The 14590-nt window shown below is 68.7% G+C and carries 13 protein-coding genes; 4 read left to right on the top strand and 9 right to left on the bottom strand.

Features of this window, described 5'->3' with window-relative positions; all coding sequences use genetic code 11:
- Positions 1-161 precede the first annotated feature (161 nt).
- Both GSY65_RS10190 and GSY65_RS10185 read right to left on the bottom strand, forming a co-directional pair.
- The gene (locus tag GSY65_RS10190; protein WP_159767025.1) at positions 162-1007 is read right to left on the bottom strand and encodes a helix-turn-helix domain-containing protein; all 846 of its coding nucleotides are present in this window, start codon (positions 1005-1007) and stop codon (positions 162-164) included.
- Positions 1008-1026: 19 nt separating this feature from the next.
- Positions 1027-1782: a DUF6879 family protein gene (locus GSY65_RS10185; protein WP_159767024.1), complete on the bottom strand. Its 756-nt coding sequence runs from the start codon at positions 1780-1782 to the stop codon at positions 1027-1029.
- A gap of 172 nt (positions 1783-1954) precedes the next feature.
- On the opposite strand from GSY65_RS10185, the gene GSY65_RS10180 reads away from it, so the two are divergent.
- The 3 genes from GSY65_RS10180 to GSY65_RS10170 all read left to right on the top strand — a co-directional run bounded on the left by GSY65_RS10180 (position 1955) and on the right by GSY65_RS10170 (position 3575).
- The gene (locus tag GSY65_RS10180; protein ID WP_159767023.1) at positions 1955-2161 is read left to right on the top strand and encodes a hypothetical protein; all 207 of its coding nucleotides are present in this window, start codon (positions 1955-1957) and stop codon (positions 2159-2161) included.
- 187 nt (positions 2162-2348) lie between these two features.
- On the top strand, positions 2349-2849 hold the full coding sequence (locus tag GSY65_RS10175) for a hypothetical protein (protein WP_159767022.1): 501 nt from the start codon (positions 2349-2351) through the stop codon (positions 2847-2849).
- A gap of 69 nt (positions 2850-2918) precedes the next feature.
- Entirely contained in the window at positions 2919-3575 is a 657-nt protein-coding gene (locus GSY65_RS10170; protein ID WP_159767021.1) for a class I SAM-dependent DNA methyltransferase, read from the top strand.
- 40 nt (positions 3576-3615) lie between these two features.
- Here the strand turns inward: GSY65_RS10170 and GSY65_RS10165 are convergent, their stop codons facing one another.
- From GSY65_RS10165 to GSY65_RS10155, 3 genes are all read right to left on the bottom strand, one after another.
- Positions 3616-3873, bottom strand: coding sequence for a Txe/YoeB family addiction module toxin (locus GSY65_RS10165; RefSeq protein WP_159767020.1), 258 nt, complete (start codon positions 3871-3873; stop codon positions 3616-3618).
- Positions 3870-4142, bottom strand: a complete 273-nt coding sequence (locus GSY65_RS10160; protein ID WP_159767019.1) for a type II toxin-antitoxin system Phd/YefM family antitoxin — start codon at positions 4140-4142, stop codon at positions 3870-3872. Before GSY65_RS10160 ends, GSY65_RS10165 begins: the two co-directional genes overlap by 4 nt.
- 405 nt (positions 4143-4547) lie before the next feature.
- Positions 4548-5900, bottom strand: a complete 1353-nt coding sequence (locus GSY65_RS10155; protein WP_159767018.1) for an endonuclease domain-containing protein — start codon at positions 5898-5900, stop codon at positions 4548-4550.
- A 416-nt stretch (positions 5901-6316) separates the two neighbouring features.
- Between GSY65_RS10155 and GSY65_RS10150 the strand changes: the two genes are divergently transcribed.
- Positions 6317-7018: a hypothetical protein gene (locus tag GSY65_RS10150; RefSeq protein WP_236579726.1), complete on the top strand. Its 702-nt coding sequence runs from the start codon at positions 6317-6319 to the stop codon at positions 7016-7018.
- 55 nt (positions 7019-7073) lie between these two features.
- Here GSY65_RS10150 and GSY65_RS10145 read toward each other — a convergent pair whose 3' ends face one another.
- The 4 genes from GSY65_RS10145 to GSY65_RS10130 are packed head-to-tail and all read right to left on the bottom strand — an operon-like array spanning position 7074 to position 13439.
- Positions 7074-7424: a hypothetical protein gene (locus tag GSY65_RS10145; protein ID WP_159767017.1), complete on the bottom strand. Its 351-nt coding sequence runs from the start codon at positions 7422-7424 to the stop codon at positions 7074-7076.
- On the bottom strand, positions 7406-12163 hold the full coding sequence (locus GSY65_RS10140) for a putative T7SS-secreted protein (RefSeq protein WP_159767016.1): 4758 nt from the start codon (positions 12161-12163) through the stop codon (positions 7406-7408). Before GSY65_RS10140 ends, GSY65_RS10145 begins: the two co-directional genes overlap by 19 nt.
- Positions 12163-12840, bottom strand: a complete 678-nt coding sequence (locus GSY65_RS10135; RefSeq protein ID WP_159767015.1) for a hypothetical protein — start codon at positions 12838-12840, stop codon at positions 12163-12165. Before GSY65_RS10135 ends, GSY65_RS10140 begins: the two co-directional genes overlap by 1 nt.
- Positions 12837-13439, bottom strand: coding sequence for a hypothetical protein (locus tag GSY65_RS10130; RefSeq protein ID WP_236579725.1), 603 nt, complete (start codon positions 13437-13439; stop codon positions 12837-12839). Before GSY65_RS10130 ends, GSY65_RS10135 begins: the two co-directional genes overlap by 4 nt.
- Between the last annotated feature and the right edge of the window lie 1151 nt (positions 13440-14590).

Genomic DNA, 14590 nt, shown 5'->3' with positions numbered 1-14590 from the left:
GGCCCAGCGTTTCTCTCAACAGAGGGCAGACCTCCCGCGTTCGGCATCAGGTCTACGGGTCCCTGTCCGCTCTGGGGATGAGCGGCTGCCCGCCGGGGAGGGGCTGGTGCGCGAGCTGACGAGAGTCGCTTCTCTGAAGCATGGCCTGCCGCCCGGTTCGGTCAGTGCAACGCCCGCCGCGCCGCACTGATGAGACGGTGCGCGTCAACGCCGTACACCGCGGACTCCCGGAGTGTCCTCCATGTACGCAGGTAGGTGTCCACGCTGGCCTCGTCGTCGATCCACAACTCCGCGTGCCAGTTCTCCACGATCACCTGGCGGTCGTCGTAGATCCAGAAGGCGGTGGCCGGGGGGATCATGAGGGCGGCGGAGAGCGGGATGATCCCCAGTTCGACCGTGGTGAGGCCGATGACTCCCATGAGGCGGTCGAGCTGGGCGGCGAGCACCGACGGAGGGCAGATCTGGGCGTGCAGGGCGGCTTCCCACAGGATGAGGTGGAAACGCTTCGACGAGTCGTAGAGCGCTTCTTGCCGTTTCATCCGGGAGCGCACTGCCTGCTCGGTGTCGCGCGGCGATCTCTGTAGCTCCGCGTATCTCGTGAAGATCGACTGCGCGTAGTCCGGCGTCTGGAGGATCCCGAAAATCATGGACGACTCCCAGCCACGGAACACAGAGGCGTCGGCATGGGCGCGCAGGTGAGTGTCCTGGACCGCCTTGTGCCCAGAGGCCAGCTGTCGCCGCCATGACCGGATGTGCGACTCGAAGCCCCGCAGCCGCCCGAGCAGTTCGTCGTACGCCTCCGGTTGGCCGGTTGCCTCCGCCCACCTGCGCAGGCAGTCGGGCGTTGGTGTTGTCCGGCCGTTCTCCAGCTTGCTGACCTTCGACTTGTGCCATCCGCACCTGTCGGCGAGTTCGGTACCGGTGAGACGGCTACCGGGGGCTGACAGCCGAAGCTCCCGGAGGCGTATCCCGAGAGCTTCGCGCGCCTTCTGGTAGTCCGTGCTCACCGGTACACACCTGTTTCTGTTACTCCTTCACGGCCAGGCCGGCCGTGAACTCCTCGAACGGGACGGCGTGGTGCATGGCCGCGTCGCGCACCATGGAGTACCGCACCACTTCGGCGGGCTCCGTGATCAGTTCGACCCCCACCAGGTTGTCGGCATCGTCGAACTTGAGCAACGCGACCATCCGTGAGTCGAAGATCCAGAAGTCTTCGGAGGGGAGGTTCAGCCGGTCGGCGTCGACGCGCCGGAGATTCATGATCCGCTCGCCGACAGCGCTGTTGCGGCGCGCGTTGTCGAGCAGGTACAGCTGTCCTGCCGTGGGCGGGTCGTCGACGATGCGCACCCGTCCGACTCGCTTGCCGAGCGCGGCTTGTGCGCGCCGGTTGGCACACCACTCCGAGTCCTGGTCGTCCCAGTCCACCGGCTCACCTCGGGTGAACTGGGCGTAGGTCTCGGTGATCTCGTCCGACGCGTAGCGACGCCGAGTTTCCAGCCGCCAGGCCGTGTGCTCGAACCGGGTGAAGAGCCGGTCGAACTCGTCGAGGTCGATGACCTTCGCTTTGCGGGTCACGTCCTTGGGCCCCCAATCCACGAGGAGTTCGCGTGGCACCACGACCGGCACCTCGCCCTCGCCCAGGTGCCGGAGTCGGGCGATGTCCTCGGGGTCGGTGAGTGGCGGGCCGTGCACGATGACCTCGCCCGTGTCGAGGTCCTCATGGACAGAGGGACACCCATTGACGCCGCTACCCGTCCCGTTGAAGCGCAGCCGTCGCACCATGAGCAGTTCCTTTCGCGGGGGAACGATGGGTCAAGCCTCCCCAAGGGCGGTGCCTCATGCGTGCTGTTCAGCCGGGCCATGTGAGGAACTTCGAGGAACTCCCCCGCGAAGTCAAGCAACATCGGGGAACTTCTCTGTCTCCCGGGCCCTGTCCTTCCCTAACGTCTCGTTCATGGTCACAGCGCAACAGGCTCAGGACACCGACCCTCTCGCGGCCGCAGAGGCCCTGAAGGCGGCACTTTCTCAGGCAGGCATCGTGCTGCCCTCGCTCGCAGTCGATGCCGGCTCGCCCGCTCTCGGGCTCGTGGAACTGGGCCGCGTACGCGCCGACGTGGCCATGCGACTCGCAGATGCGCTCCGGCAAGGCAGCGAGAAATGAGCAGCCCGCGAAGAGCTGGCGGGGACGGCGGCCTGCCGCCAACCCGGATGCCGTGGCGGCTCTCCACTTAGCCCTCGCTGGAGCGGGATGTACAAGACGCCGGTGCCGCGCTTCCAGCCCACGAGGGGCCGCCATGCGGAACGGGCCCGCATCAGTCCGGCACGACCTCTCTCCGAAGGAGTAGTCCATGACCGCGATCATCGACCGACCCACCAGCACCCGCACACGGGATCCCAAGGAACTCCTCGACGCCGTCCAGCCCCGCATCAAGCACCTGACGATCAACGTGCTGGACGGCGGCATGACCCTGTGGGACCGCGAGATCGCCCTGCTGCTGCGCGACCACACGATGGTCCGCGACATGGCCGAACGGATCCTCGGCAACGCTGTCATGTACACCATCGGCTGCATGGAGCACCCCGAGGTCCACCTCGGAGTCGGCAAGCTCGTCGACATCGGCGTTCACCAGCTCATCCTCGACACGCCCGTGTGGTGGGCACTTTGCGAGGCGTACAACGCGGGCCGCTACAAGCACCACGCACCGTTCATCGAGCGCCGTCGTGACGGTCTGTGCCTGCGCACAGCGGAGTTCCTGAAGTCCATCGGCTTCGACATCGACGAGGAGCTGTGGGCGATCGACGGCACGGACTGCTCGCCGTGCGACAACAAGGTCCCCGACAGTCACTGAACGGCCCTACCCTGGCCCCTGCCCTCGGTCCCCCGCAGGACAGGGGCCGCCCTGCGAAGAGGAATCGTCTTGCCCGCACAACACGACATCGCCGCCGAGACCGAGCTGTGGGACACCTTCGCCGCTTCCGCCTTCAAGGACGACGCGGAGCCGAGTTTCTGCTGGACCCAGTACGCCGGTCACGGACCTGGCCCGGAGCTGCTGGGCAACCCGCGTTCCGTTCTGGAGATCGGCTGTGGCACCGGCCGCGCCCTGGCCCACCTCGCTGAGCGCGGCATCGCCGCTCGCGGAGTGGACCTGTCTCCCGTCATGGTCGAGAAGTCCAGCGCGAAGTGGGCTGGCACGGGAGCGGAGTTCGTGTGCTCCGAGGTGCTGGAGTACCTGAGCGATCACGAGGACGCGTACGACGCCGTCTACTCGATCTTCGGAGCCGCCTGGTTCACCGACCCGGGCCGTCTCTTTCCCCTGGTCCGCCAACGGCTCAGGCCCGGCGGCGTCTTCGCGTTCTCGCAGCCGCCGGCCATCCCTGGCGCGTACGGGCCGCAGGGCATGTACAAGGGAGGCTTCGCGGGCAAGGCGATGTTCACCTACCGCTACAGCTACCGCCCGGCCGTCTGGGAGCGCCTGCTCACCCGGGCCGGGTTCGCCACGGCCGACGCGCGGGTCCTCGACGCGCCTCACCCCGGTCACATCGGGACGCTCCTCGTGCGCGCGGTCGCTCCGTGACGGAACCCGGCGGGGTATTCGGCGCGCGTGCGAGCCGGCCTCAGTAGTGGTAGCGGGCCTTGAGGATCTTGACCTCCTTCTCGTCCACCCGGTAGACGAGCCGGTGCTCGTCGTCGATCCGCCGTGACCAGTAGCCGGACAGGTCGCCCTTCAGGGGCTCCGGCTTGCCGATGCCGGTGAAGGGCGTGCGCTGGATCTCGGCGATCAGCCGGGTGATCCTGCGGGCCATGGCACGGTCCGAGCCGAGCCAGAACAGGAAGTCCTCCCATCCGGCCGGGTCGCAGCGGACGCTCCTCACCCGTCACCCGCCAGTTCGTCCAGTTCTGCCATGGTCCTGGTGACCACGGTCTCGCCGGCCCTGTCCCGTGCGAGGGCTTCCATGAGGCTGCGCGCGTTGGCGGGGGAGCGCAGCAGGTGGACGGTCTCCTGCCAGGAGTCGTAGTCGTCGGCGGACATCAGCACCGCGTCGCCGCTCTTCGAGCTGATGCGCACGGGGGTGTGGTCGTCGTTGACGCGCTTGATGAGTGGGAAGAGGTCCTTGCGGGCCTCGCTGGCGCTCATCGTCATCTGCGGCACCCCTCTCTTGGTTGTACTGAAAAAAGGTACCGAAATGGTACGACTTTCTCGTACGGGGAAACTTCCCTCTTGTGCCTGGACACCGACAGCTTCGGCGATGCGGCGGGCGAAGTCTTCGACGTCCCGTGAGAGTGAGCGCTGCGTTGGCGTGGGTGGTGTAGGGGTGGCCCCAGTCGTCCAGGCGGTGCGAGACGAGCCGGCGGGCGAGACGGGCACCGCGCGGGTTGAGGTGAATGAGCGGGGCTCTGTGGTGCGCTGCGAGCGCGATGGGCGTGGCTGGTGGCTCGAACGGGCGGAGCCACCCGCGCCGAAGCCTGCGCCGGGGTGTGCTGGGTGGCCGTGTCGGGGGTCGGTGCCTGCGAAGTGGTGTCGGGGGGCAGGTCTCCCCGCGCCCGCTCAGAACAGTGCTGTGCCCTCGGCGTCGGTGTCCACGATGACTGGCCGGGGCCTGGCGGGGAGGCCGTCCAGGCGGTCGGGGACGGCCGCGGCTGCCACGGCAGGAGCCGTCTCGGCCAACCAGATGCGAAACCGCTCGACCGCTTCGCGGTAGGGGACCCGGGCCAGGACACGGTGCTCGCCGGAGGGGCAGCAGTCGACGGCGACCGTGAGCAGGCAGGAGCGGGGCGCTTGGGGACTGCCCGTCCAGGAGACACGCAGGACACCGCAGGGCTTGCGCCCGCGAGAGGCGTGGTGGGTCGGGCGCAGTGATCGGCAGGCTATGTGGGCGGTCCATGCGGCGAGGTGCGGCAGGGGCAGCGTGGTGCGTACCCGGCAGCCGGGGCAGCGGTGCCAGTGGCGGAGCCAGTCGTCGGTGTCGGTGTCGAAGAGGCGTGTGTAGCGGTTCGCCACGCGGATGTCGTTGCTGTACAGGTGGTCGGGGCGTTCCAGTGTGTTGCAGGACTGGCAGACGGGGGCGCGGACGTAGCCGTGTTCGTGGCAGTGGTCGAGGACGGCGGCGGACGCGGTGCCGCAGACGGCGCATGCCCACTCGGCCACCCTGCGGGAGGTACCGGGCTTCCTGCTGAGCACCGAGTACAGCTGGCCTTCCAGCTCTCTGCCGTACGGGCGCGGGCGCGGTGAGGCGGTGGGGCCCTCGGGGCTCGTCGTCTGCCGACCGTCGGCGGCTGGGGCCCGCCCGGGGCGGGAGGCCGGCTCGGTGGCGGCCGGGCTCGTCCGGCGGGTCCGTGTGGTGTGCGCCCACCGCGTTTCGGCGTGCTCGGCCGCGTCGAGCAGTCTGACCACGGCGCGCGGCAGCCACCATGTCCGCCGCGTCTCGTCGTGGATCCGCTCCACGAGCATCTGCCGCCAGTCGATCCCCGCCAGATGGTAGGGCCGGCCGACTCCATGGCGTGCGGCCCGCGCAGGGCCGCCCGACTCCCGCTGCAGCTCGGCCGTGATGCGCCGACGCCAACGCAGCGACGTTTCCTCGGTGCGCTCCTGCCCTGGCGCGCCTCGGAACGGGCCGACGCGGACCAGGTCCCGCCGATCCATCCCCGTCGCGTTCAGTTCCGCGGCCGCCCGGCGCACCTCGACCTCCAGAACCCTCCACTGGCCGCCGCTCGCCCTCACCGTCCCCACCGCACAGCCGCCGAGCAGGACGTACCCCACGCGGGCCTGGGCAGGGGAGCGGGTGAATGCCCCGGAAGCCGTCGGCACAGCGCTGTCGGCCGTCAGATCGACCCACAGGGCGTCCGCGGCGCCCAGGGTGATCAGGCCGTCCGTCCGACCGGGCATGGCGCGCTCTGACATACCGACAGGCTAACGGCCCCTCCCTCACGGGGCGTTGGTCTCCGCGTCGGCGAGGATGCGGCCGAGTTCGGCGGAGGCGGCGCGGCGGGCGTCCTTGTCGTCGCTGGTGGCGACGGTGTGTTCGCATGCGTGGATTCGCATGCGTGGAAGCGGGCGGCTCGTTCGGGCCACCGCTGGACAGCGACCCATGCCCACCAGTGATCGACGAAGTGGCGGACGGGCAGGAGGCTGAACTCGTCGCGTGCCTGGTTTATGGCGACACGTGAAATGCCGCCGGAAGTGCGCCTGTTACGCGCCAAACGCCCCCCCCGGTGTGGCTGTCAGCGCGCGGTGAACCGTCCGTTACGGATGGTGGGGCTCCGGGGCAGGAGTCGGCTTGCACCTGTCTCATCCCATGGCGCCTGCGCTTCCCCGCGGTGCTGCTGGCGGCAGCGAAGCATCCGGGTGTGCGTATCAACAGGGAGGCGTACCTCCGCAGTGCGCTGGCTCGTCACTGCTCCGAGGACGACATCCGAAGAGCGGTAGAAGAGTCTCCCGCTGCGGCGGGCATCGACGTCGAGGTTCTCGACAAAGTGGCCAACGACTCCATCCGCTTCGAAACCGCCAAGGTGAGCGCTCTCTCCGCGGCTGCCGGGATACCCGGCGTCCTCGCTCTTCCCGCCACCGTGCCCGCCGACCTGGCCCAGTACTTCGGCCACATGCTGCGTATCGCGCAGAAGCTCGCGTACCTCTACAGCTGGCCCGATCTGTTCTCCGACGACGGCGATGACGTCGATGACGTCGATGACGCGACCATGGGAGTACTCACGCTGTTCTTCGGCGTGATGTTCGGCACCCAGTCGGCGAACACCGCTGTGGGGAAGGTCGCGGCGATGATGTCGGAGCAGGCTGCCAAGAAGTTGCCCCAGAAGGCTCTTACCAAGGGTCTCATCTATCCCATCGTCAAAAAAGTCGCAGGCTCCCTCGGCATCAAGATGACAAAGGATTCCTTCGCGAAGAGCGTTTCGAAGGCCATTCCCGTCGTTGGGGCCGTTGTCTCCGGCGGGCTCACCCTTGGGGGCGGCGCGCACGGACGGTGGGCGAGGGGGAATGAGGTGGGTTTAGCGTCGATGCTGTGACCAGGTGTCCGTTCAGCCGTTGCCACGACCCACATTGCACCTCACCTGTTCCGAATCAAAGTGAACTCGGTCTCGAAAACATTTGCATCCAGTGCAGAATCTTATCTGTATCCCGATCGGCGAGGAAGAGTTCAAATCCATCGCCTCTGAATTTGATACTGATCATGCTCAGTACCTCTTCGGGATAGTTCTCCAGAAAGGAGACCAGGGATGCGGTCTCGTCGTGTAGTTTGGTATTTACGCCAACCCTTCCGAGTCTTCTCTTGTATGTGTGCAGGAGGTCACTCCGTCGAACTTCTCCTGATTCCGATTCATCTATTTCCTGAAGGCGGTCAACCAGGCTTCCTTGGCATACCCCAGCAAGCGCTGCTGAGGTGACTAGTTCCTTCAACCTATCCTGGTCCATGGCCCTCCGTTAACGCTTATCTCGGCGCCTGTGACTGTTCCTCGAATCAACACCTCTCCCTCGTCGTACGGGAACGAGATGCCTGGAACTCTAGAATAGGTCGCTCCGTCTGCGTTGGGTATCCTCAACACGACTCCTGGGCCGTTCCCTCTGTAGCTCTCTTCTAGCGCCATTTCCTCATAGTAGGTGGTCCAGGACGTGAAGATGCTGTCTGTTCGGCCGCCGACGTGGAGCTGTGGATCAGAATGTCCGCCGAGTGGTCTGGCTTCCCCACGCAGAGCGTCCTCATACATCTTGAGGTAATGGGCAGGGCTGTGTTCATTGGCGTACCCTACGCCGCGGTACAAGTGTGGTTCCTCTTCCGGGTCCCAGCTCCCACCATTTTCACATTCATCCGGAGCGAGGCCGAGGCGGTCGGTCCAGGTGTGCGGGTTGGGGATATAGGTGGCCGGGTTGGGTGCGGGCGAGAGCCCGAGGGGGTCCGGGGTCAGGTAGCGGGCCGTCTCGGGGTCGTAGTGGCGGAAGTAGTTGTAGTGAAGGCCCGTCTCGGGGTCGTAGTACTGACCGGGGAAGCGGAGAGGGGTGTAGGCGGTGCTGTCGGCCGCCCAGGCCGTCGTGCCCCACAGCGTGCTACGGGTCCGCCACGCGATCTCGCCCTCCTCGTCGACGAGTTCGCTGGGTGTGCCGACCAGGTCCGTGACGATGGCGAAGAAGCGGGAGTCGATCTCCTCCTGGGGAGCGTCTGCCGCCGTTATTCGTTCGGTCTGGGTGAGGGGGCGCAGGCCCTGGTGGTCCCAGGTGAGAGTGACCGGGTTGGGCAGGGCCGTGGATGTGGTGGTCTGTTCGCAGAGGGTGGTGCCGTCCCAGGTGAAGACGACGTGCTCGACCACCGTTTCACCGTCGTCCGCCAAGCGGAGTTTGGCCGTACGGCGGCCCAGCGGGTCATACGTGTACCGCCAGCGCGTGCCGTCCGGGGTCGTCACGGACGTCAGGCGGTCCTCGGCATCCCACTCGTACCGCCAGGTGTCCGGTCTGCGGGACAGGCGGGTCTTCTGGCGCAGGGTGATGCGGCCCAACGCGTCGTGTTCGTAGCGGACGCCTCCCGCGCGGGTGATGCGGGTGCCGGTGTAGGCGCGGAGGCCGGTGGCCTCCTGACCGGGGTGGTCCGACGGCCAGGACGCCGAGGTCTGGTTGCCCGCCTCGTCGTAGGCGTATCTCTCCGTCCAGTTCGCCGCGTGGACCGCTGTCACGCGGCCTGCCGTGTCGAGGTCGAAGCGGCGGGTGCCGGAGAGTCGGTCGTCGATGCCGGTCAGATTGCCGTCGGCGCGGTAGGTGTACGCGCGGTGTTGGATCGAGCGGCCCGACGTGCCGGTCACCGACTGGGTGGTCAGGCGGCCCACGGGGTCGAATGTGTGCGCCAGGGTGACCGTCTCGCCGATCCGGCGGGTCAGTTCGCGGCCGGCCTCGTCGTAGGTGAAGTCGATGGTGTGGCCCGCGGCTGTCATCCCCGTGCGGCGGCCCGCCGCGTCGTACGTCCAGGTCGTCGTCACGCCGGTCGGGGTCGTGCGGCCTGTTCGGCGGCCCAGATCGTCATACGTGTACGTCAGTTCGCGGCCGTCGACCGTCTCCGCGCGCACCCGGCCGAAGCGGTCGCGCAGGATCGTCAGTGTCTTACCGTCCGGGCCCGTCGCCTGGGCGAGTTGGTCCGTCATGTCGTACGCGTACGTCGTGACGTCGCCCGCCGCGTTCTTGCGGAGCAGCCGGCCCAGGGCGTTGCGTTCGAACGACACCACCTGGCCGAGGGTGTTCGTGCGGGACGTCAGGCGGCCCGCCGCGTCGTGTGCGTAGGTGAGGGTGCGGCCGTCGAAGTCCGTCTCGGCGATCAGGGAGCCTGCCGGGTCGTACTCGTAACTCCAGGTCAGGCCCTGCGGGTTGGTGACCTTCGTGAGCCGCAGCTCCAGGTCGTACGCGAACTCGTGGCGTACGCCGTCAGGGCCCGTGCGGGCCGTCAGCAGGTCGAAGTGGGTGTACTCGAAGCGGGAGACGCCGCCCATCGGATCGGTGTGGGTGGTGCAGTTGCCCTCACCGTCGTACGTCCACGACTCCGTGGTGCCGTCGGCGGCCGTGCGGCGGGCGAGGTGGCCTTCCACCGTCCACTCCAGCCGGGTCACCGCACCTGTCGGGTCCGTGAGGGTGACGGGTCTGCCGAAGGGGTCACGTTCGTAGCGGGTGACCGCGCCGAGCGGGTCGGTGATCTCCAACGGGAGACCGGCGGGGTCGCAGCGGACCGTCGTCGTGTGGCCGAGGGGGTCGGTGACGGCGGTCGGGCGGCCCGTGTCGTCGTAGGTGAAGTGGGTGGTGAGGCCGGTGGGGGCGGTCACCGAGGTGCGGTTGCCGCGTTCGTCGTACGTCTGGCGGGTCACCGTGCCGTCCGGGTTCACCACCCGTGTCGGCAGGCCGAGGTCGTTGTACTCGGCTCTCGTCTCGCGGCCGTCCGGGCGGGTGACGACCGTGGGGTTGCCTGACTCGTCGTAGCGGAACGTGGTCGTGTGGCCCAGGGGGTCCGTCAGGGACAGCAGGCGGTTGTAGCGGTCCCGTTCGTAGCGGGTGACCGCGCCCAGGGGGTCGATGTCGGCGACCACCTGCCACGCCTCGTTGATGAGGAAGCGGCGGGTGTGGCCCTCGCCGGTCGTGGTGGTCGTGACGCGCAGGCCCGTGTCGGGGTCCGTGTCGTCGTACGAGACGCGCAGGGCCATGTGACCGTCCGTGCCGCCCTCGGCGACACAGCGGTCCTGGTCGTCGTACTCGTACGAGTAGGTGGAGTCGTTGGTGTCCGTCCAGGAGGTGACGCGGCCGGCCTCGTCGTAGGTGAAGCGGAGGGGGAGGCCGGAGGAGTTGACGACCTCGGTGAGGTTGCCGTCCGTGTAGCCGTAGCGCTTCAGTTCCTGACCGGTCGTGGACAGGTGGAGAGCCGTGACACGGCCGGCCTCCGTGGTGACGCGTACGTCGTATCCGGCGCTGGAGACGATGCCGAGCGGGGTACCTTCGGGGTCGTACTCGAAGGTGAGCCAGTTGCCGTTGCGGTCGTCGATCTGTTCGAGGACGGCGAGATCGTCCCGGCGGTCGGTGAAGTGCCAGGTACGGCGCGTGGCGGGGTCGGTGACCGTGTAGCCGCCGTCCTCGCGGGCCAGGGGCCAGCGGGGGCCGTGGCCCGGGAGGGTCGGGGCGCCCGGCGCGGGGTGGGGATAGGCGAGGAGCAGGCCGTCCTCGGTGACGAAGATGACGCCCTCGGAGTCGATCTCCAGGCGCTGGTCGACGGTGGACGACCAGGACGGGCCGAACCACTTGCCCAGGTGGTAGCCCGACTCGACGCGGCGTCTGAACACCAGGGGCAGGGCGCCGGGCAGGCTCACGTCTGTCTGGGGGAGGTACATCCGACCGGTGGCGAAGTCGATCGGGTCGGAGCCCCGCGACTCCACCGCGTCGGGCTGACGCGAGTCCCGGCCGGGAGCGTCGCTGACCCTCTCGCGCGCCGGCACGTCCGGTTTCCTGCCCGACTCGAGCACGTCCTCGACGGTGTGTCTGAGCGTGCCTTTGACGCCGCCCGTCGCCACTCCACGCGCTGCCCCCGCCCCCTTGGTCCCGAGGAGGTCGAGGACGACGCGGCCCCCGTATTCGGACGGGTCCTTCCTGGCGGACTGCCAGGCGTCCTTGAGGGCCCGGTCGGGGTGGGCGACCGTCGACGTGAGCCCCGCGAGCGTCATGTTGACGTTCTGGTAGTACTCGGCGGGGTGGGCGAGGTTGTACGGGTCGAGCGCGTTCATACCGCGGCCGAAGTTGATGAGGCCCGCGCCGCCCTTGACGACGCCTCCGGCGACATGGGCGAGCTCCACGGCCGATGACGCACCCTGGTCGACGAAGTTGGCGGCGAGCTTGAGGGCGGGCGGCAGTTCGGCGGGGGCGTGCTCCAGGGCTGCCCTGACCGAGGTGGCGGCGGTGCGGGCGGCCTCGTTGCGCTGGCGGCGGGCCTCCTTGAGGAGTGCGTGGGCGCGGGCGATGTCCGCCTTGCCCGGGTCGCTGAACTCCGCCGGCTTGGGGCCGGGGTCCTCACCGGCCTTCACCTTCGCGTTGTAGGCGTCGACCTTGGTGTTGTACGCCTCCACCGCCGCCTTGGACGCCTGCACGCCCGCCCGGTAGGCGTCGATGGCGTCCTGGGCCTGGCCCTGGGCCCACTTGACCGTGTCCGCGTACGAGTCGAGCGCCTTGGCGGCCTTGTCGCAGGCGTCCGCCGCGTGCATCCACTTCTTGGGGTGCATGGCGAACTTCTCGCGGAAGGTGTCGGCGGCCCGGCCCTTCCAGTGGGAGGAGTCCAGCTTGCGCATGCCGTCGCCGACCTTGTCGAAGGCCGTGTGGAAGTCCTTGAGGTGCTTGGCGCTCTCCTGGATACGGCCGACATTGCCGTGGATCAGTTCGTCGGCCTGCTCGGTCTCCCCGAGCTGCTGTTCGCCGGGGGCGGCGCCCAGGGCGGACGCGGTGCTGTCGCCCCAGTCCTCCACCTTGTCCGCGACGCCCCGGAGGCCCATGTCCTCCAAACGCTCACCGGCGTAGTCGGTGCCCGCGTCGATGCCTTCGCCGAGGAGCTTCTTGCCGTCGTCGTACACCTCCTCGGCCTTGCCGACGACCGTGTTGGCGGCACCCTTGAGCCTGTCCTCCACACCGTCCGGGATCCAGCCACCCATCAGCTGCCGTCCCCGCTCTGCTGCTCTCCCTCGGCCTGGGCCGCCTGCTCGCGTTCCTCGCGGGAGGGGCCGTACAGCTGGTCGAGCGACGCCTCGTACTCCTGGTCGGTCATGCTCATCGCCTTCTGCGGGTCGAGGGGCCCGTTCTCGAGGAGGGGCGACGTCATCACATCGCGCTGGGCGTCGTTCCAGGCCCGGTCGGTGTTCTTCTGCGCCTCCTCCCAGGACTCCGCGCTCCAGTCAGAGGTGGCGAACATGTGGTTGTCGCCGACCTCGCTCCAGGACATCCGGGTGACCTGCTCCTCGCTCAGGTGAGGGTTGCCCATGACGGAGTTCACCGCGATCTTGAGGGTGCCGTCGACGTACTGGTCGGTCTCGTGGAACGTCCCCGCCGCCAGACCCACCGCGTCCGCGAAGGCGCTGCCCTCCAGGATCAGCGTGCGAACCCCCCACTCCCAGCGCTCACAGAACGTGTCGAGCGCCGACGTCAGTGCTCCGTGCCCCAACTCCAGGCCGGACAGCGCCAGATCGGAGAAACCCCGGCCCACGCTCGCCTCGCCGACCATGCCGAGTTCACGAAGCTCCGACATGGCCAGGTTGATACCTTCGGTGATCAGGGCAAGCCCCTCCACCTGAAGGTCCTTGCCGTCGCCTCCGCCGCCCCCGCCGCCGCTCATCGAGTCAACTCCTGCCCGTTCGGGGCGATCCCGTTCATGCCGTTCGTGCCTGCGTCCACGTTCACGTCCACGTCCGCGTCCAGCGCCGCCGCGTCCGGCACGATCCCCATGACCGGCGGGAACAGTGCGCCCTGACCCTCGGTGCCGACGTCCAGCGCCACCCCGTACGGCACCGGCATCGCCGGGATCGCCACATCCAGCAGCCGGGCACCCAGGACACGGTCGTACGTCCACTCCCGCGCTCCTTCGCCCCTTGCGATGGCGAACCGGGCCAGGGAGGGCTCGTCCGAGAAGGCGTAGATCCAGCGGATACCGCCGAACTCCCCGGTGAGCGGGTCGCCGTCCGCCGACAGGGGCACCAGGACCGCCGTACGCCGGAACTCACCGAGCAGAGCCGCGGCTTGGCGCCGACGACGGCGGTGGAGGATGACGGCCTGGTCCGTGGCAGGCCGCGCAGGAGCGGCATCCGGAACGCGTTCACGAGGGGACGGGGGAGTGGCCTCGGCCGGCTCCGCCGGGGCGGTCGGCTCCAGGTAGTCGTAGATCCTGGACCGGCGCGTTCCCTCCGCCGCTCCACCGCCTCCCCCGTGATCGGACATGCGCGCGATCATCGCATCGACGCACGACGAGCTGCAACGCCGAAGCCTTTGCCGCAGGGACGGGTCACGTGCGCCCGGAGCGGTCGGCACGCTGCACGTCCTCGACTCCGGACGACGTCCTGGCCGTGACGCGACCTGGACCGTGCTGCCGCGTTCCAACGCCAACAGCATCACGGCTCGTAGCCGGGTTCGCCACGGCCGACGCGCGGGTGCTCGACGCGCCCCGCCCCGGGCGCATCGGGACGCTCCTCGTGCGCGCGGCCAACTCCGTGCCTCCGCCCCTTGAAGAGGTCGCGCCCGGCAGGGGCCGCATCTCCCGTCCATGCCACCGGAGTTCGGCTGTTCGGGAGGGAAGCGCTGGTTGCGCGGAGGACCGGCGTCCGAGGGCCTTCGCGGCCTACGATCGGGACATGACGGTCATCCCTCCCGTACGGTCGGCTGGCCGGCGGACACCCTTCGGGCGGATGCCGAAGCTCGTCCTCGGCCTGGTCGTCCTCGCCCTCCTGGCCGCCGCGGTCTTCGCCGGAGCAGCACTTCGCAGGTCGGGGACAGGGCCGGCGGAGATCACCTTCCGGATATCCGGATACTCCGACACCGTCGTGCTGACCGTGCCCGGAGCGTCCCGGGACGGCTGTACCTTTTCCGCCAAGATCACCACGTGTACGACGACCGTACAAGTGAGCGGGGAGGGTCGGGCCCATGTGCGCGCGGGTACGGCGGGGGCGCCGCCACCCTCGTCGGTCCGGTTGCTCTACTGGGGGTGCGGCGAGGGGGGCGGCGTCGCATCCTGCACCCTCGCCGGGTCCCCGCGCGGCTCACCGGTGCGTGTGAGCACCTCTGATCCCAGGGACGAGGCGGCACGGCAGCAGCGCTGTGCCGACGCCGTCGAGGCACCGGAGCCGGAGTCCGGGGCGGCAGTCACCCGCAAGGTCAGTGCTCGGGCCGGGTGGCCGGGGTCCCGTGCGGTCGCTCACGACGGCCGGCCCGTGACTTGCCGCCGTACGTCCGCGACCGACGTTCCCGTGGGGGTTCGAACAGGTCGACCGGCGTGGAGTACCCCCTCCGCCCGTGGCCGTCGGTCAGTGAAAGGCGTGTAGGGCATATGGGGCATGGGGGTACGGTGGAGGGCGTGGTGACGGCGAGTGTCCACC

The organism is Streptomyces sp. HM190, assembly GCF_009857135.1.
Lineage (GTDB): Bacteria > Actinomycetota > Actinomycetes > Streptomycetales > Streptomycetaceae > Streptomyces > Streptomyces heilongjiangensis.
Note: the sequence above shows the minus strand (reverse complement) of the source record. Positions and strands in the feature narration are given on the sequence as shown.